This is a genomic window from Haladaptatus litoreus, assembly GCF_900156425.1.
Taxonomy (GTDB): Archaea; Halobacteriota; Halobacteria; order Halobacteriales; family Haladaptataceae; genus Haladaptatus; species Haladaptatus litoreus.
Map to the genome: position 1 here is coordinate 61314 of NZ_FTNO01000003.1, position 15658 is coordinate 76971.

General features: G+C 52.3%; 20 protein-coding genes, 1 tRNA gene and 3 pseudogenes. 15 read left to right on the forward strand and 9 right to left on the reverse strand.

The window, feature by feature from the left end; translation table 11 throughout:
- Positions 1-52 precede the first annotated feature (52 nt).
- Positions 53-895: pseudogene (locus BW974_RS24235) on the forward strand (mechanosensitive ion channel family protein); the annotation flags it as partial.
- Positions 896-1104: 209 nt separating this feature from the next.
- Here BW974_RS24235 and BW974_RS14655 read toward each other — a convergent pair.
- The 5 genes and pseudogenes from BW974_RS14655 to BW974_RS24725 all read right to left on the reverse strand — a co-directional run bounded on the left by BW974_RS14655 (position 1105) and on the right by BW974_RS24725 (position 4568).
- Positions 1105-1638 (reverse strand): annotated as a pseudogene (locus BW974_RS14655) (DUF7437 domain-containing protein).
- 422 nt (positions 1639-2060) lie between these two features.
- Positions 2061-2324, reverse strand: a complete 264-nt coding sequence (locus BW974_RS26540; RefSeq protein WP_139328885.1) for a hypothetical protein — start codon at positions 2322-2324, stop codon at positions 2061-2063.
- A gap of 24 nt (positions 2325-2348) precedes the next feature.
- Complete coding sequence (locus BW974_RS24720) at positions 2349-2567, reverse strand: SWIM zinc finger family protein (protein ID WP_139328886.1); 219 nt, start codon at positions 2565-2567, stop codon at positions 2349-2351.
- Positions 2568-2594: 27 nt separating this feature from the next.
- Complete coding sequence (locus tag BW974_RS14665) at positions 2595-4010, reverse strand: ATP-binding protein (protein WP_076431021.1); 1416 nt, start codon at positions 4008-4010, stop codon at positions 2595-2597.
- Positions 4011-4178: 168 nt separating this feature from the next.
- Positions 4179-4568 (reverse strand): SWIM zinc finger family protein, encoded by a 390-nt coding sequence (locus tag BW974_RS24725; protein WP_139328887.1) that lies wholly within the window; start codon positions 4566-4568, stop codon positions 4179-4181.
- Between the two features lie 328 nt (positions 4569-4896).
- Here BW974_RS24725 and BW974_RS14675 point away from each other — a divergent pair, with 328 nt between their 5' ends.
- From BW974_RS14675 to BW974_RS14700, 6 genes and pseudogenes are all read left to right on the forward strand, one after another.
- Positions 4897-5091, forward strand: a complete 195-nt coding sequence (locus BW974_RS14675; RefSeq protein ID WP_245800110.1) for a hypothetical protein — start codon at positions 4897-4899, stop codon at positions 5089-5091.
- Between the two features lie 32 nt (positions 5092-5123).
- Positions 5124-5522 (forward strand): annotated as a pseudogene (locus BW974_RS14680) (PIN domain-containing protein); the annotation flags it as partial.
- Positions 5523-5528: 6 nt separating this feature from the next.
- Positions 5529-5831, forward strand: a complete 303-nt coding sequence (locus BW974_RS14685; protein WP_394329569.1) for a type II toxin-antitoxin system VapC family toxin — start codon at positions 5529-5531, stop codon at positions 5829-5831.
- 268 nt (positions 5832-6099) lie between these two features.
- On the forward strand, positions 6100-7170 hold the full coding sequence (prf1, locus tag BW974_RS14690) for a peptide chain release factor aRF-1 (RefSeq protein WP_076431024.1): 1071 nt from the start codon (positions 6100-6102) through the stop codon (positions 7168-7170).
- An 85-nt stretch (positions 7171-7255) separates the two neighbouring features.
- A tRNA-Thr gene (locus BW974_RS14695) sits at positions 7256-7329 on the forward strand.
- Between the two features lie 56 nt (positions 7330-7385).
- The gene (locus BW974_RS14700) at positions 7386-8408 is read left to right on the forward strand and encodes a hypothetical protein (RefSeq protein ID WP_139328888.1); all 1023 of its coding nucleotides are present in this window, start codon (positions 7386-7388) and stop codon (positions 8406-8408) included.
- A gap of 295 nt (positions 8409-8703) precedes the next feature.
- Here BW974_RS14700 and BW974_RS14705 read toward each other — a convergent pair whose 3' ends face one another.
- Positions 8704-8871, reverse strand: coding sequence for a DUF1931 domain-containing protein (locus tag BW974_RS14705; RefSeq protein WP_076431025.1), 168 nt, complete (start codon positions 8869-8871; stop codon positions 8704-8706).
- A gap of 160 nt (positions 8872-9031) precedes the next feature.
- On the opposite strand from BW974_RS14705, the gene BW974_RS14710 reads away from it, so the two are divergent.
- Positions 9032-10000: a BadF/BadG/BcrA/BcrD ATPase family protein gene (locus BW974_RS14710; protein WP_076431026.1), complete on the forward strand. Its 969-nt coding sequence runs from the start codon at positions 9032-9034 to the stop codon at positions 9998-10000.
- Positions 10001-10116: 116 nt separating this feature from the next.
- Here BW974_RS14710 and BW974_RS14715 read toward each other — a convergent pair whose 3' ends face one another.
- Both BW974_RS14715 and BW974_RS25720 read right to left on the reverse strand, forming a co-directional pair.
- The gene (locus tag BW974_RS14715; RefSeq protein WP_076431027.1) at positions 10117-10398 is read right to left on the reverse strand and encodes a hypothetical protein; all 282 of its coding nucleotides are present in this window, start codon (positions 10396-10398) and stop codon (positions 10117-10119) included.
- 93 nt (positions 10399-10491) lie between these two features.
- Positions 10492-10635, reverse strand: coding sequence for a hypothetical protein (locus BW974_RS25720; RefSeq protein WP_175609704.1), 144 nt, complete (start codon positions 10633-10635; stop codon positions 10492-10494).
- A 126-nt stretch (positions 10636-10761) separates the two neighbouring features.
- Between BW974_RS25720 and BW974_RS25725 the strand changes: the two genes are divergently transcribed.
- The 4 genes from BW974_RS25725 to BW974_RS14725 all read left to right on the forward strand — a co-directional run bounded on the left by BW974_RS25725 (position 10762) and on the right by BW974_RS14725 (position 12910).
- Positions 10762-10926: a hypothetical protein gene (locus BW974_RS25725; protein WP_175609705.1), complete on the forward strand. Its 165-nt coding sequence runs from the start codon at positions 10762-10764 to the stop codon at positions 10924-10926.
- 61 nt (positions 10927-10987) lie between these two features.
- Positions 10988-11869: a serine O-acetyltransferase EpsC gene (gene epsC, locus BW974_RS14720; RefSeq protein WP_076431028.1), complete on the forward strand. Its 882-nt coding sequence runs from the start codon at positions 10988-10990 to the stop codon at positions 11867-11869.
- Between the two features lie 198 nt (positions 11870-12067).
- Entirely contained in the window at positions 12068-12199 is a 132-nt protein-coding gene (locus tag BW974_RS26995) for a hypothetical protein (RefSeq protein ID WP_281247698.1), read from the forward strand.
- A gap of 138 nt (positions 12200-12337) precedes the next feature.
- Positions 12338-12910 (forward strand): hypothetical protein, encoded by a 573-nt coding sequence (locus BW974_RS14725; RefSeq protein ID WP_175609706.1) that lies wholly within the window; start codon positions 12338-12340, stop codon positions 12908-12910.
- A gap of 137 nt (positions 12911-13047) precedes the next feature.
- Here BW974_RS14725 and BW974_RS14730 read toward each other — a convergent pair whose 3' ends face one another.
- Positions 13048-13209, reverse strand: a complete 162-nt coding sequence (locus BW974_RS14730) for a DUF1059 domain-containing protein (RefSeq protein ID WP_084186307.1) — start codon at positions 13207-13209, stop codon at positions 13048-13050.
- Between the two features lie 625 nt (positions 13210-13834).
- Here BW974_RS14730 and BW974_RS14740 point away from each other — a divergent pair.
- The 3 genes from BW974_RS14740 (at position 13835) to BW974_RS14755 (ending at position 15628) form a co-directional block, all read left to right on the forward strand.
- A complete protein-coding gene (locus tag BW974_RS14740) occupies positions 13835-14113 on the forward strand; it encodes a BTB/POZ domain-containing protein (protein ID WP_076431030.1) in 279 nt (92 codons plus the stop codon).
- A 127-nt stretch (positions 14114-14240) separates the two neighbouring features.
- Positions 14241-14693 carry a TRAM domain-containing protein gene (locus BW974_RS14745; RefSeq protein WP_076431031.1) on the forward strand — a complete coding sequence of 151 codons (453 nt, stop codon included), beginning with the start codon at positions 14241-14243 and terminating at the stop codon, positions 14691-14693.
- A gap of 548 nt (positions 14694-15241) precedes the next feature.
- Positions 15242-15628: a hypothetical protein gene (locus BW974_RS14755; protein WP_076431033.1), complete on the forward strand. Its 387-nt coding sequence runs from the start codon at positions 15242-15244 to the stop codon at positions 15626-15628.
- Positions 15629-15658: the final 30 nt, after the last annotated feature.

Below are 15658 nucleotides of genomic sequence, written 5' to 3' on the forward strand. Positions count from 1 at the left end.
TCGATTGTCGATTCGGACTATGGTACTGAAATTAGTGTTGAATAGGGGTTCGATGATCCCACTGCAGGCAAGTAACACACTCTCAACTTCGTCCATCGTCAGCAATTACCTTATTCCTGTAGCACTGTTCCTCGTCACACTCGTCGTGGTATACCTGATCGGACAGAGCATCCTCATCACACTGCTTGTCCGAGTGCTAAAAGAGCAGGGGCATGACCCAGCTGTTCGAAGTCTGGCCGAAAATGTGGCAGGAATACTCGTTTGGGTGCTCGCCATTGCCCTCGCGTTCACGGTCGCTGGCTTTGGTGGGGTCATTGCGGCGTTCGGTGTGTTTGCTGGTGCGATCGTACTTGCTATCGGTTTTGCCGCCCAAGAGTTGCTTGGTAACTTCGTTGCTGGAATCTTTATTCTCAAAGACCACCCCTTCACAGTCGGTGATTGGATAGAATGGAGCGGTGGTGAGGGACAAGTCGAGGACATCGATTTGCGTGTGACACGAGTGCGGACGTTCGACAACGAGCTAATTACGGTTCCAAATGGTGACTTAGCGAATGATGCAGTGAAGAATCCGGTTGCCTATGATAAGCTCCGGCAGAAATTCGTTTTTGGAATCGGCTACGATGACGATATCGACCATGCAAAGGATGTGATTCTCGACGAGGCCCGACAGCACAATGAAATTCTTGCAGATCCAGCACCCGATATTTAGGTGACTGAACTCGCTGACTCGTATGTTGGATTGCAAACTCGATTCTGGATCGGTGAACCTGGCCGAGGAAACTTCACACGGATTCGATCAAAGCTAGTACAAGCAGTGAAAGAGCGACTTGATGCCGAGGCAATCGACATGCCTTATCCGGTTCGAACGCTTGAAGGATCGATCGAACTCTCGGAGTGGCGTGCGACGAACAGAGATCGCTTTTTGAACGGTAAAGGTGAGTGCAATCGGATGAGACACCATCCCTCGATAGGATATTTCCCGATCAAAGAAGGCGGAACGGGCAGCGAGATGCCAGCCTACTGTACCGCCTGACAAAGCCGTGGTATTTCTCGTTGTCTGGGCCACTACACCGACAAAGATCCCAGTATCTGCGATGTACGCTGTCATTCGTCGTCGGAGTGGGCACGGATGACCGGTTCAAGGGCCTGCAAGATGATCTCTGCTTCGAGTGGCGACAGATCCAGTTCACGGGCCATTATTCGGTGATTGACGGTGCCATCCACGAACTCACGAGCGTACTCTAGGGTAGTTGCGAGGCCATCGATACCATGCCGGTCGATGTAGACGCCGATATCCTCGTTTTCTGTGCGGCGTGCTGCAGCATCCACGAGTTCGTCCGTGATAGTTCGTGTCTCGCCGTCTGTCGTCAGCGTGAGCGAGAGCGGTTCGGCTTCAAATTCGTAGGGACGGTTGTCTTCTTGTTTCGTCAGTAATCCCGCAGCCTCGAGTGTTCGCACGTAGTCGTAGGCGGTCCCCTGTGGAACGTCGAGTTCAGCGACGAAGTCCGCGACAGTAGCGCCGTCAGAACGGAGTGCTTAGGTGTAGATTCGCGCTAATGTTGGGTTCTCCAGAAGTTCGACGACTGTTTGGAGTTGCGCAATTGGTATCGAATCGGTGGAGGCAGCAGACTGTTCCATCGTAGTTATGAGTTATGCAAAATTCGTAATGGCTCTTCTGCTTGGGGTGCGTTATAGTGGAATTGGTGTTACGGAGAGTTAGTACGAACTACTAACCAGTGCAGGCTCTTGCGTAAAATAGGAGCGATAGAAATATCTCATGTAGAAAACAGTAATCCGCGAAAATCTTCCTCGTATCTACTAGTTGTCGCGAGAACTACTTAAACGAGAATTGGTTAGTGGCCGTCGCAGTCCTCGCAGACGAGCCACCACTTGGGTGTAGTGAAACGTTCGCAGTGTTTCGAGGTATCGAGGGCGTCCGTCCAGCGGGTGAACGTTCGCCCGTGATCCGTGTCGCCAAACTCGTGATATTGCCACGCGTGAATGAGTTTGTGCCGGACAGTGAAACTGAATTGCTCCCATCCGTGGTGTTCGTAGGCCGTCTAGGTCAGCGTAATCGTGATTGCCTCTGTTGTCGGGTCGTACTTCGTAATGCCTGCTTGTCGTTGGGCTCGGTGTGAAATCTCCCAGTCGATTGCTTCGACCAGCAGGTCAGGGAAATGCTCAGTGGCAACGTTCGTTGCGTGCTGTTGTGCTCGATCGAGGAGGGCCGTCGGTGTCTCAGGGGTATCGTCGGTCGCAGCGTTCGCGCTTTCCGTCAGCGGTCGCTGGTCGGTGATTTCTGAGATCGTCAATTGACGTGCCATGGATAAAAAGAGCCGAAGCGGCGGTTAGTTCGGCAGTTCTTTCCATTCCGCTCGCACGCACGGCCAGCAGGGGAAACTATCGAGACCGTCACAGTCGTAGTCTTCGGGTTCGGTCTCGTTATCGGAGGAGAAGACGTCAAGTGTTCCGTCGTCGGTTGCGGTTTCGACGGCGGCCATGTGTTTGCAGAAGGCATTGCGGTGAACGTGGTGCGGACACGTACAGGCCATTAGTTCGCCAGTCACGTCGTCGATGGAGATGGGGTATGGTGTTCAGTGTGTCTTGTCTGCCTCAAGTGCACCTACAACATCATTCAGATCGAAAAGGCGGAGATCAGTACGATCGTCAGCAGCTTCTTCTACAGACGATTTGAATCCTGACCGGCTGAATAACGCGTATTCATACGATGGGTCACCACCCGTATTCGGTGTCCAGTCGACATACTCCACCGTCTCTTCGAGATTGTTGAGGACATCATATCCGAGTGGAGCGTTTGTAAACTTGGCTTCACCAACGAGAAGTTTTGACTCGTCAGTCGGGGCGACGACATCGATTTCACGTCCTTTGTACCACCACTGACTCGGCACCCGTGTGAACGTACATTTCGGATACAACTCGGGGAGTGCATCGTGACAAAGCTCTTCAAACGTTTCACTCACAAAGTCTGGCAGTTCTGGTTCGATAAGATCCTCGTATGCATTGTCACCATAGAGTTCATATTGACCACTACGGCCGTACAGATACCGGAAGTAAAAACGAAAGACAGGATCTCGGATTTTGTATCGCGTTCGTTTGCTTCGCGTTGGGTCAGCGAGTGCTGGATGATGTTTTTCGATGATCTGAAGCGTTTCCAAACGGTCAAAATAGTAGGACGTATTGGTACTCTCAATTCCGGCCCCCTGTGCGATTTCGTTTCGGCTTCGATTTCCGCTCGCCATCGATTCTAATACCGAAAAATACGTGTTTACCTCATTGAGTTCCATTTGGAGCACCGTTTCTGGCTCGTTATGAAGTGGTCCATCTGGGTCACACAATAGTCGTGTAATATTCTCTCCGAGCGATCGTGATGCGTCGAGTGGATCGAGATAGCGCGGTGTGCCCCCGAAGACGCCATACACGAATACACGATCTTCCGGGTTGTATTCCGGGACAAACTCTTTGACTGACCGGAAGGGTAACTGTGTGAGTTCCATTCGGCCATTCGGCGTTTGGGAGACTCGTCCATAGAGGGGCGCACCGCCATCAAGCAAATAGGTGTGTATCATACCGATCGCTGACCCTGTTAGGACGAGCGTTGCTTGACTGTCGTCTACGCCGGTGTCCCACAGGTGTTGCACGATAGAGGGGAGGCTCTCGTCTGATTCGATAAGATAGGGAAACTCGTCGATAATAATGATCGCGTCTCTCGCAACGAGGTGTGTGAGAAGCGGTTCCCACTCTTCTTTGATGGATGTAATGCTGGGAAATGTTGAGGCAACTGCTTCAACGAAGCGGGAAAGTTGGGTGGTTGGAGTTCCTTGAACAGCCTGATAGTAGACGACGTCATTTCGATCAATAACGGATTGGCGAACGAGTTCGCTCTTTCCGATTTGCCGACGCCCGTAGATGATCGCGAGTTCCGCTTGCTCACTATCGTATAACGCTTTGAGTCGGTCAAGTTCCTTGATGCGATTGACGAACTTTTCCATACTTATCGTAGAGATACGAGGTATGTATGTGCTTCGAAATTAGTGGTGAGACTATTATAGCTCAAACTCTAATAGTTTCATTCCTAATCTAGACTCCTGTGAGCGTTCGCTGGTCGGTGATGTCCGAGAACGTCAATTGGCATGGCTAAAAAAGGCTGAAACGGGTGGTTAGTTTGGCAGTTCTTTCCGTCCCGTTCGCACGCACGGCCAGCATGGAAAGTCACCGAGGCCGTCACAGTCGTAATCTTCGGGTTCGGCATTGTCTTCGTCCTCGGAGGGGAAGGCCTCAAGCGTCCCGTCGCCAGTTGTGTTTTCGACGGCGGCCATGTGTTTGCAGAAAGCGTTGCGGTGGACGTAGTGTAGACAGGTGCAGGCCATCAGTTCCTCGGTTACGTCGTCGATGGAGACAGTGTACTGGTGGTCTGCGGAGTTCTCGTGGCTCTCATTAGTGACTTCGATGAGTCCGGGAGCATCGACGTCGATGGCAAATTGTTCGGCCTGTGCGCGTTGCTGTGCCGTCTCGTCAACTTCAAGTTCACTAGACGTTTTCGTTGACATGGTCTTTCGGAGTTGCATTTGGAAGAATTCTTACTGCGGGAACCAACTCAATACTATCAATTGGGACATTAAGGCCCTATATCTAATATTCCTTCTCACGGAGAGAATGTTCATACTGGTCGCACTGATACAGTGAAACATGGGCGAAAGCACTGACAAAGGCCCGGGGCGACACCCCTGAGTCACTGACGAGGAACTCCTCCGCGTCCTTCGCCGGGTTGATACCCCCGTGCTAACAACGAAGATGGCCGCGGATGAGTTGCCGATCACCAGGCGCGCCGTCCTCGACCGTCTCAAATCTCTTGAGTCTCGCGGTGTCGTCGAGAGCATGAAGGTCGGACCACGCGGCCAGGTATGGTGGATTGCTGACGAGAGCGACGAGCCGAACTACCTGGCTGGCTGGGGTGCTGCTGCCGGAACGGATTTCGGAGAACGCGTTCGCGAAGCACACGACGATCTCGGTGCTGCTTTTGACGAGCGCGCCGAGCGGCACGCCGAGCAGCGAGATGAGAACAATCGATGAGTAGTTAATCACCTGGCGCACTCCTCGATACCAGCTTTTTAATCGACTATACCGACCGCACGCCCGAAACGAAAGAGTTCCTCGTGGAGTACAAAGGCGAACGCGACGAACCCGTTTCGATTCCCACGCTTGTCCTCTACGAAATGTATAGAGACCGGTTGCGTAGCGACGGCCCTGCCGATATCCCCGATCTTGACTACAAACTCCGGTGGGCGAATAACGTCGGCTTTGATCGGTATTCCGCACTCGAAGCGGCGGAGATTGAGTCAGAACTGGCGTCACAAGGCGAGCTCATCAACGGGGCAGACATCTTGATCGCTGGCATCGCTCGCCGGAAGGAAATGCTCCTTGTTACGGCCGACGAGGACTTTTCCAACATTAAGTACCTCAACGTCTTCGACGTTCGCGAAGACTCATTAGACAGTCTGTAGAACCGTATTGATTTTGGTGAAGACGATGTGAATCACGACGCGGCGAATGCTGTGTTCGATGGAATGGAAGCCGGTGAGTATGGGCCAATATTTACGAGTCGGTATGTACTCTCGGAGTTTGCGACACTGATGCTGTACCAGATTGGGCACACAGCAGCTGTTGAGGCGCTTTCGACGGTTCGCCAGTCGAAAACGATCAATCTCCTGCCAGTAGGAAGACAGACGTTCAATGCAGCGTGTGAGGAGTTCGAGCGTTTTGACGACCAGCAGATTTCGTTCGTGGATCAGACGAGTGCAGCGCTTGCTTAAGAGCACGAGGTAGAGCATCTGTTCGCCTTCGACAGTGACTTTTCGACGATGGGATTCGAGCGGGTGCCAGTCGATACAGAAGCGTAACTCTCCAGAATTCTTTTAGCTGAGCGATACCTGTGTCGTGATATGGACCGCTCACATTTGTGCATCAATACGGTCATGCAGCCGATGAGCGGTATCTCTCTGTTTTCATAGCTGGTGGCAGGGGCCGTTGAACCGGCCTCACGGCATCGTCAATCAACTACTCACAAGCCACCAGTATACAATGTCACAACCATACGACCTTCGCGAACAGATCGAGCACTTCGAATCGCTCACCGGCGACGGTACTGAACTCGTCACCGTTACCATTCCTAACAGCAAGTCGTTGGGTTCGATTCGAGAGCGAATCGCCCAAGAATACGCCAGTGCAGAGAATATCAAATCCGATCAAACACGAGACCACGTCCAGCAAGCTCTCAAACGTGTCCAGCGGATGCTCCGTCGATACGAAAAGACACCAGAGAATGGACTCGTGGTCTATGTAGGTGTCGTTGAGGGTGAGTTAATCTCCACTATCTTCGACGACTTGCCGACTCCAGTTGCCGAGTCGACGTACCGATGTGACGATCACTTCGACCTCACACCGCTGATTGAATCAGTTACGCCGAATGAGACCTTTGGACTCATCGTCATCGAACGTGGTGGTGCTGCCATTGGACGACTCATTGGAGAGCGCATTATCCCGATTCGAACCTTCGAAAGCCAAGTGATGGGGAAATCGCGGGCGGGTGGGCAGTCTGCACAGCGGTTCGAGCGCGACCGCGAACGGCAAGTCCACGAGTTCTTCCAGCAAGTCGGAGATATTGCCACCGATGCGTTTACCGGTGACGAGGGCACGGTCACTGGGCTCGTTGTTGGAGGAACGCTTGGGACCGCAAAGCGGTTCGTCTCCGACAACTACCTTGATCATCGGTTGCGTAATCGTCTGCTCGGAACGTACTCGGTTGAGTATGCGACCGTACAAGGGTTGGACCAGCTTGTTAAGAAAGCAGATGAGCAACTGCTCGATACCGAACAGCGGGAAGGCCGCAAGCGGCTTGATGAGTTCTACTCACGGCTTCGAGATGACGATCTGGTTGCATATGGTGCTGAGGAGGTTGAGCGAGCGATCAAGTTCGGAGCAGTTGAGTCGGTACTTATCGCATCGACAGTACCGCGAAGCCAACGAGAAAAGTTGGAAACAGCTGTCAAACAGCAAGGTGGTGACGGATATGTGATCGCCAGTGATACCGAACGTGGATCCCAGTTCGTGGCTGCTTTCAGTGGTGTTGGGCACTACTACGGTTTCCGGTAAAGTAAGGTAAACAAGCAAGTTCTGGCCTCTTGGTTTTGAGATTTGAAACGAAAACCCTTTGCCGGAGATGACTCATTTTGAGAGTGCCTTGGTAGCTCAGGCTGGCAGAGCAACTCCTTTGTAAGGAGTCGGTCGAGAGTTCAAATCTCTCCTGAGGCTTTCCCAGCGAATTCTGGACAACCATAGCACGCGAGAATCTTCTTCGCATCTATTGTTTGTCGCAAGAAGACAGTCAGGAGTTCGAGATTGACCCTAGCTGGATGATTTGTGTGTGCGTCTTCTGTGCCGTGATGCAATCAAAAGCGCCGTCGAAAACTCATTCATCCGGTAGTATTTTCAACAACTGTGGGGAACTAGTGAGTATGGCGACACGTACTGAATCTCGGGGAAATCTATCGAACGGTGAACGCCCCGACACGCTCTATGCGTTCGTCGCTGGTCTCTATGTTGCCATCCTCCTCACTCCGATAGCCATTCTGGGGATTTCGACCGTTAGTGTGGATGGTGGTATCCTGTATATGAGTTATCTTGGTTTCATTGCCCTCTTCACTGCAGTTGCTGGGTGGCTTATTTCTCACACAGCCGGACTCGCAGTTCGGCTTGGTCACCACGACCTGATTTGGCTGCTCGTTGCGGTTCCGTTTGTCCCCTTTGTCGGTGTTTTCGCAGCATCAGAAATCGGAATTTCACCACCCAGCATTGCAATCGTACTTGCGATGGTGACAATGATCGGTGGGATGTTTACGAGTCTGCCTCTTGTCACGATGAGTCGGAATAGATACACAACTGCTGCTGTTGCAAATACTACTGAAATCACAGAATGGGAGGGACGGTGGCCACAATGGTGGCGACAGATCTCGTATGGCGCAATGATTATCGCGATTCTCGGGGGTAGTGCTGGTATCATTGCACACGTTGTGTTTGGCGTCGAGTGGGCGGGAAATCTATACTTGCTGATGGTGTTCTGGGCACCGCTTGCAGGTTCAGCGAACCCACGGACGTTTCGGGTTACAGATGCTGGTCTCGTTGTTCATCGACCACTGTTGCATCGGTTCCGACCGTGGATAGCGTTCACAGGCTATTCACTCAACGACGAGGCGCTGGTAATTTACCGAAAGGGATGGTGGCGTCAAAATATTCGATGTGATCGAGACGATATCGAAGATGTCGATGCAGCCATTGCAGCACTCGATACGGTGATAGCTGACTGCACTCGGTCGTCCTCAAGGGAAATTTGATTGTCTCATTTTTTAACATTAACACAAAGCATTTACCGGACTCCACCAAGTAACTGATTGTGGCGCGGTTGCCTCTGACACACTGAATGGGCTCCCACGTGGGTCTGGCGCCATCACTCCCGATCCACACGCCCTCTTCCTCGCCACCTCCTTCCTATTCGAACAGGTGACATTATGGCGAGCAGAAACTCTACATTAGATTCAACCGGAATAGCGGTTAGTCCCTAACGGAATGAGTTCTTTATAACGACGAACAAAAAAAAACAGGTTGATGCTATCTTGAGGCGATGAGCAGCTACAAATCGCGCGCTTGGACGGTTTTGCGATCGTTTTCGTCGGCTCGTCGAGCAGCGTCCTCGAGAATCGATGCGACTTCGTCGTCGAGTGCATCGTAGAAGTCGCTAGCCACGTTATGTCCTTCGAGCTGTTCTTTCACTGCGGATTGGACAATCAAATCAGCCATACAAGCGTCCAAACGGGACAATGCCACAAAAGAGCAGTGGCAGAAGAGCTGAAAAAACTAATAATTCGGATCACAAGCGACAATATTCTCCGAGTGATTCGTGAATCCGAGTTTTAGACGACCAGAGGATTTATCTTGACAATCTACGTCAATGAAATCAATGAGCAACGATGTGGTGGTTGGACTCGATGGAGGTGGTACTCGGACACGCGTTGCCGTTGCAGATCTCGACGGACATATATTGGGAGTCGCTAAGCGAGGTGGCGCGAGTACCGAATTTAATGATCCGAAGATGGCTCGACAGAACCTCCGTGAGGGTGTTCGGACCGCGCTCGCCGACGCCGAGCAATCGCTTGGCGATGTGGCAGCACTCACAGCCGGGGTAGGGAGTCTCAATATCTCCGATGATTACACGTCGACCGAACAAGCTCTGGACATTGATGGACTTGCCTGCGAGCCACATGTAGTTACCGACGAAGAGATCGCTCACATCGGAGCATTCCGGACCAACCCAGGCATCGTCGCAATCTGTGGCACTGGCTCTCTCGTGTTCGGAATCACAGCTGACGGCAAGCAAATCAGCAACTACGATTTCATACAGTACGCCCGTGCCGGTGCACACAATCTCGGTGAACGGGCACTCCATGCAATACTCGGCAGTGAAACGCCCGTAGAATGGACACTCGGGGACCAACTCTTAGATCACTGGGACTGTGATTCAGTGCCCGACCTTAGGATGGCTGTCTGCGATGAGGATCGGTTCACCAACGTGCCGTCTGGGAATCCACTTGACAGCGTTGCACCATTGATCACGGCTGCCGCCGAAGATGGGGATCTCACTGCACAGACGATGTGTAATGACGCTATCGCAGAGGTAGTGACCGGCGTTCGTCTCGTTGGTGGATTCCTCAACAACCCAGTGACTGTCGCTTCGGCAGGAAGCGTGCTCCGAAGTGAATACATGAGCGCCGAATTTCGCCGGCAAATCACGGATATTGAGGACTATCGTGTTGTGGAACCAGCGATGAGTCCTGTCGCGGGTGCAGTCTTTGACGCCATCGACCGCGTGACTGACACCAACGATGCAGTGGTAGAGTGGCTGACGGATCACGCTATCGGGCAAGCCTGAAGAGAATGACTCTTCGATTGGTTTGTACCACAACCTATGCACTTATCGAGACAGAGTTCTGAAAAGTTTCACTATCATCACGTCGAGTTGGTGGAGACAGATGAGTTAGTTCGCAGTCACTCTCTGTCCTGCAATGCAGCTGCAATTGCTTCGAGTTCCGCCTTCCGGAACGCGTTTGAAGTCTGTTCTGGGTCATCATCGTCCAGTTCGCCGATTTTCCACAGGATACCAGCCCGCATCTGGGGTTTGGAGGGCAAGTTGTGTGTGTCGATATCGTAGTTTACAGTTGTACAGAGTGCTGCAAGAGCTTCTTTAGTGAAGGCTGTCGATTCCATCCGTTCGTATCTCCCGACAGCCTGTCGAATTTCGTTTCGGAGTTCGTTGACGGTTTGTGTCATAGGGACACTGGTGGTGGGAATCGTCGTGTAGGTTCTGGTTTCTGCTGTGGTGGAGTGGTCCTCGTTTCGTCTCTTGCGGGTGGTCGTAGATTTTTAACCATACATTCCCACGAGAGAGACGGGATCGAGTAGAGTGACGTCCGGGTCGACTGCATGGGCTTCAAACTGGAGATCGACTTCGTCAGGTGGGGCACTCGTCCGACCAACGGCGGCGGTCGTAATTGTCTGGTCGGTCATACTCGAATATTCACTTCGCTTGTGAAATCTGTTGTCGTGGCTGTGGTAGAACCGCTATTGAAATTTGTTCGGTCTCTCGTTGCTCTGTCGGCGCTTGTCATATAGATCGGTCTCCAAACGCCACGGTTGCACAGTAGTCGAACGCAAGTCGTCGAGACCGTCGCAGATATTAGGTTCGAAATCGTCCTCGTTGTCTTCGCACTTCGGGAGGTAGTTGTCATTACTGACGGTGACACCGCCCAAGTTGCGTCGTCCTTCGTCGATGATTTCGTCGGGTCGCTCAACTCATGAATGTCAATTCTCCTATCGGATCCCATAGCCTCTTCCCAGCTACCCCCTTACGAAAAGAGTGATGGAGTACCGCTACACCGGCAACGCTCACCACAGCTTAGTCGCCGCCTACGAGGCCGACGAGCCTCCCTTTCCGGTCCACGAGCCACGGGTCGCCCCCGAGACCCCGCACGCGCGCACTGAACTCACTCTCCTTCGTCGCCTCCTCTTCCCGAGCTGCTGGAACGCCTACGCAGATCACACTGACCCCGAAGACGTTGAAGAAACCCTCACTGAACTCGGCAAGCAACTCATGCGAGGCTGCCAATTGTATGCTCCCCACGCTCACCCTCAGGATTGCATCAGTGCCGTCATCGACGATCTTCCCAATATCAGAGAGCGCCTGAAACGCGACGTCGAAGCCGCGTACAAAGGCGACCCTGCTGCGAAGTCCTACCTTGAGGTTATCCGAGCATATCCAGGATTCCACGCCATCGTCGCTCAGCGTGCCGCTCATGAACTGTACAAGGAGGGCAAGCAGGAGTACGCCCGCGAACTCACTGAAGCCGCAAAAAGCGAGACAGGCATCGACATCCATCCTGGTGCCGAGATCGGAGACTATTTTTTCATTGACCACGGCACCGGCGTCGTCATCGGCGAGACCACCACTATCGGTGACTGGTGCCGGCTTTACCAGAACGTCACCCTCGGTGCCCTCCACTTCGAAGAAGAGGAGGACACCGACCACGCACTCAAGAAAGGGTATAAGCGCCACCCAGACGTTGGCGATCACGTCGTTATCGGTGCCGGGACAAACGTCCTCGGCGCCATCACTGTCGGCAATCACGTCAGTATCGGCGCAAACTCCTGGATTACCGAGGATATCCCTGCGAACACCACGGTGTACGTCTCAGACCATCCCGACCAAGAACGCAAATCGAACGGCCACGAGACCGAAGACTAACCGACCTCACTTTGCTGTCGTGAAGTGCAACCGCTTAATTGATCCTGCGCTTACGGTAGTCGCGCCGGGTGACGTGTCCGTACTTTAGTGATAGCCGAGAGAACGCAATACTAGTGGTCAGATTGCAGAGAAAACGACTGACGGCGATGCGTGAGTCGGGGTTTCCGGCAGTGACCGTTTGGTGGATGGCGGATACACTTGTCGACCACTGAGGCGGAGGAACTTCGCAGGCGACTCAATGAAACAGATTTGGGAGATGAAATTGACGACCTCTGGGCCGAGTTGGATCACTCATACGGGCTTCTCGATGAGGATGCGTGGGCAACCTGAGCGATTGGACGACACGGTCAAAACGGGATTCTTTTCGCCTGTAACCGCGGAAGTAGACTCAATTCGATCACTCATATTCGGTCCAAATATCGCCCATTCGATCATAGACCCAAGGGACAACGACACGTGAGAACATGGATGGCAACTCCAGCGGATAGTTTCGATTCACCCCATCGTCGTGCAGAGTTGCAGTGTGTTGATTCGACTGGTGTCCGTGAGGACGGCTGTGAGGGCTTGCTCTACATGATGTACCAACTCGATGCGCCAGCCAAGGATGTTGATGCGGGCGATGTGATTCCGAGGTACATTGGCAAAGCAGAGGCATACGGCAAACAGCGAAAGTTGAGTTCGAACTTCGTCGAGATCGCGAAGAATCGAAACGCGACGCGAAGTTTTGCACGATGGGGGGACGGGAATTACTGGCATATTGGGGAACTCTCGATGGCACTCAGTGGTGAAGACGAGCGAAAGGCCCACTGGGCAGAGGCATTATTCGAGCCGGGAACGCGGACGTTGAACGAGCAGACGTATCTCTGGGTTCACGCGTGGGGCGAGGATAACGACGATCCGTATGGGGTGCCAGCAACACTTGCTGAAGTCGAACAGTTGTTGATCGGGCTCGCGTATTCGACGTATCCAGAAACGTTGTTGAACAAGAGTGGGACACCTGATGATGCGCCCGTGAAAACTAGAGGGGTCGAGGATGAGTGATTCGTGGATTCGAAGTATCGTGCCGATATTCGGTGGTGCAACGAACTATGTTCGAATATGGTTGATTCACTAAGATAGTGTGGGAAGAACTCTACTCGGCACAGGAGCACAAGAAGTTGAGTAACGGATAACTGGTTCTATGTTTCTTCTATGTTTTCTCGAACCATACTTTCTTCCACATCCATATCGGGATGCTCGGCATCTGCATGTTCTTGGACTTGCTCAAGCACTTCTTCTTCAGTTACTCCATCCGCGGTAAAGTCACATCCCTCGACCACACAGCTAAATTGTCGTGGCATACTGCCAGCTAGTCCAGTCAGTGCTATCAAACTACTGGCAGCCAGAAGCTGATTCAATCGACTGTTTTAATAGAGGAAATAAGTCACCGAGATTTCTTTTCAAGACGTGTGATATCAGTATACGATGACCAACTACAGAATACACGTTCAGACGAAGAAGGCTCTCAGAAAAACCGTTCAAGAACCTTCTTTAGTTCAGTCTCGACTTCCGTCGCCTGTAGAATTTTGATCTCGTTATCTTGTTCTTCGAGCGACGCAGTCTCTTCAACGCGATTCTAAATGACTAGGAGTCTATTCCACCCCTCGCCGAAGTACCCTCCCATGACTTCTCTATCCTCATAGACGAATTCGTCGTTCTGCTGGAGGAAATCGAGATATCCGAGCGTCCCTTTGATCCCTGGCAAATAGTCTTCGTAGTCCTTTCGCGTGCTTGTACGTGTATAGCTTAATTTTCTGATCATCACAGTAGGAGGCGAGCTTTGCAGGGTGAATTTCACGCCAATAACCAAGTCCCTCATCGGACACGAGTGATAGCGACACAGGCGGCAAACTGACGCGTGACCAGTGGCTCTATGATCTCCACCACTGGGTGACCGAGATTCTGCAAGCGAAATATGTCGGTCGCATGTATGCCACGGAACTTCGGCGGGGAGAGTACGACATTCCTACTCCGGACGCAGACGATACGGTCAATCGGAACGCCAATAACGACGGAAAGAGCGCGCCGGGTGCCGATGAGGACGACACACCGGCAACGGCGTTCGATACACTCCACGAGCATCTCTATACCGCGCGGATGGCCTTCGGTACCCTCCCAACAGACGTCAAGGCTGAAGTTCTCGAAGACATCGACGATGCGTTGCTCGCCGCTGCCCGTTTCGACTACCGAGTACTCCAGAGGTGATCGCCTGCGGTCGATAGCGAGAGCTCTCACACACCGATTGCCGAGTCACTACTCACGTCCGTACAGCCATCTTCAGTAGCGAATACAAACACAGATTCTTGTATTCTCAGATCGATGGTGTGGATAGATGGAAATCCCCGACGAACTCTGCTGTCTCTTCAGCAGCGAAATCGAAGCAGAGAATGAATCATACACGTTCACAGTGCCGACTCAAGAGATTGTGGACGGTGACATCCAACCAGACACTGCTTATCGTGTCGCGCTGCTCAAACAACCAGCGCCAGCGGATAGCAAAGCGAAAAAGACACCATCCTCGACAGCCTCACCGACGACACGAAACGAAGAGAACTCGGATCGACAGTCGCGCCCAACAACAGCCCCAGTCGAAGAAGGCGACCGTCGAACGGTCGAAATAGAAGGTGTCGGCGAACAAGGCGATGGCATCGCTCGCGTCGACCGTGGCTACGTGATTATCGTACCAGATACAGAACAACGTGACCGAGTCACCGTCGAGATTACGAACGTCACACCCAGCGTCGCCTTCGCTGAGGTCGTCGAACGAAAAGCCTACTACGAGTAATCCCTGCTCACATCTTCTCGAAGTGGTTCCACGATTGCTCAACCACTCTTGTAGCGGTCAGTGCGAAAAAACAGTCGAATACGCGGACGAACCAAGACCGACTGTGGCAGTGTACCGAACAATCCTCCCGCTTGAATGCAGCATACGAGCGGTCGCTTCGCCACATGGAAATTACGATGAGAAGTCCTTCGATCCGCGCACCAGGAATAATCCACGACTGCAATTCACAGTCATCGGGATTGTCGAGTGCGAGCTGCTCAGCACGATCGATTAGTGTATTTGGTAAAAGCAGTTCAGTGAAACCGATGGTTGAAAGGAGCAAACGGAGCATCATGCCAGATATGGTTGAATATTTAACATAACGGATTTAATCTTCTAGATTCTGCCCGGATGTCATGACCGTTTGAGGATCTCATAGAGGGGAAGTAGTCTACTCTTGATAGGCGAATTTCCGTCCCACAATTTCCGTATGAGAACACATGAATCCCTAGCAAAAAAGTCCCGAGTAGCGGCCACAGTGTTATCCCTTTCGTTCGCCTAAATATGATATGGCGGACAACAAAAAGAGCCGAAACAAGCAAGCCCGTGACGAAGAGAACCGCCAGCGAGCGTGGGAAGTTGAACAGGCACGGGAACGTATGGACGAAACCGAACCACGTGACGACCTGAATGAAGCAGATGAATCTCGATACGAGAGAGAAGAAAATTCGGACGCATCCCAGACATGTCACCGTCGTGGGTGCGACGAGCCAGCGAAATTCGTCGTTCTCGAACGCTACCAAGAAGAAACGGGTCACGGGAGTGTTGAGGCAGAGGCTAATCTTTGCCAACGGCATACTGCTGAAGAAAGTCCCACAAATCTTGGTGGCGTCTATGCGGACTATGTGTTTCGTGTCGATCCGTTACCAGAGACAATTGATAGAGACAGAGCGTGATTTCTTTCCGCACAGACAGTTCTTCACGGT

Excerpts from the sequence above, each read along its gene's own strand:
- BW974_RS26540 (WP_139328885.1), bottom strand. The coding sequence starts at position 2,324 with ATGGCACGTCAATTGACGATCTCAGAAATCACCGACCAGCGACCGCTG.
- BW974_RS14665 (WP_076431021.1), bottom strand. The coding sequence starts at position 4,010 with ATGGAAAAGTTCGTCAATCGCATCAAGGAACTTGACCGACTCAAAGCG.
- BW974_RS24725 (WP_139328887.1), bottom strand. The coding sequence starts at position 4,568 with ATGTCAACGAAAACGTCTAGTGAACTTGAAGTTGACGAGACGGCACAG.
- BW974_RS14675 (WP_245800110.1), top strand. The coding sequence starts at position 4,897 with ATGAAGGTCGGACCACGCGGCCAGGTATGGTGGATTGCTGACGAGAGC.
- prf1 (WP_076431024.1), top strand. The coding sequence starts at position 6,100 with ATGTCACAACCATACGACCTTCGCGAACAGATCGAGCACTTCGAATCG.
- BW974_RS14705 (WP_076431025.1), bottom strand. The coding sequence starts at position 8,871 with ATGGCTGATTTGATTGTCCAATCCGCAGTGAAAGAACAGCTCGAAGGA.
- BW974_RS14710 (WP_076431026.1), top strand. The coding sequence starts at position 9,032 with ATGAGCAACGATGTGGTGGTTGGACTCGATGGAGGTGGTACTCGGACA.
- BW974_RS14715 (WP_076431027.1), bottom strand. The coding sequence starts at position 10,398 with ATGACACAAACCGTCAACGAACTCCGAAACGAAATTCGACAGGCTGTC.
- BW974_RS25720 (WP_175609704.1), bottom strand. The coding sequence starts at position 10,635 with ATGACCGACCAGACAATTACGACCGCCGCCGTTGGTCGGACGAGTGCC.
- epsC (WP_076431028.1), top strand. The coding sequence starts at position 10,988 with ATGGAGTACCGCTACACCGGCAACGCTCACCACAGCTTAGTCGCCGCC.
- BW974_RS14725 (WP_175609706.1), top strand. The coding sequence starts at position 12,338 with ATGGCAACTCCAGCGGATAGTTTCGATTCACCCCATCGTCGTGCAGAG.
- BW974_RS14730 (WP_084186307.1), bottom strand. The coding sequence starts at position 13,209 with ATGCCACGACAATTTAGCTGTGTGGTCGAGGGATGTGACTTTACCGCG.
- BW974_RS14740 (WP_076431030.1), top strand. The coding sequence starts at position 13,835 with ATGTATGCCACGGAACTTCGGCGGGGAGAGTACGACATTCCTACTCCG.
- BW974_RS14745 (WP_076431031.1), top strand. The coding sequence starts at position 14,241 with ATGGAAATCCCCGACGAACTCTGCTGTCTCTTCAGCAGCGAAATCGAA.
- BW974_RS14755 (WP_076431033.1), top strand. The coding sequence starts at position 15,242 with ATGGCGGACAACAAAAAGAGCCGAAACAAGCAAGCCCGTGACGAAGAG.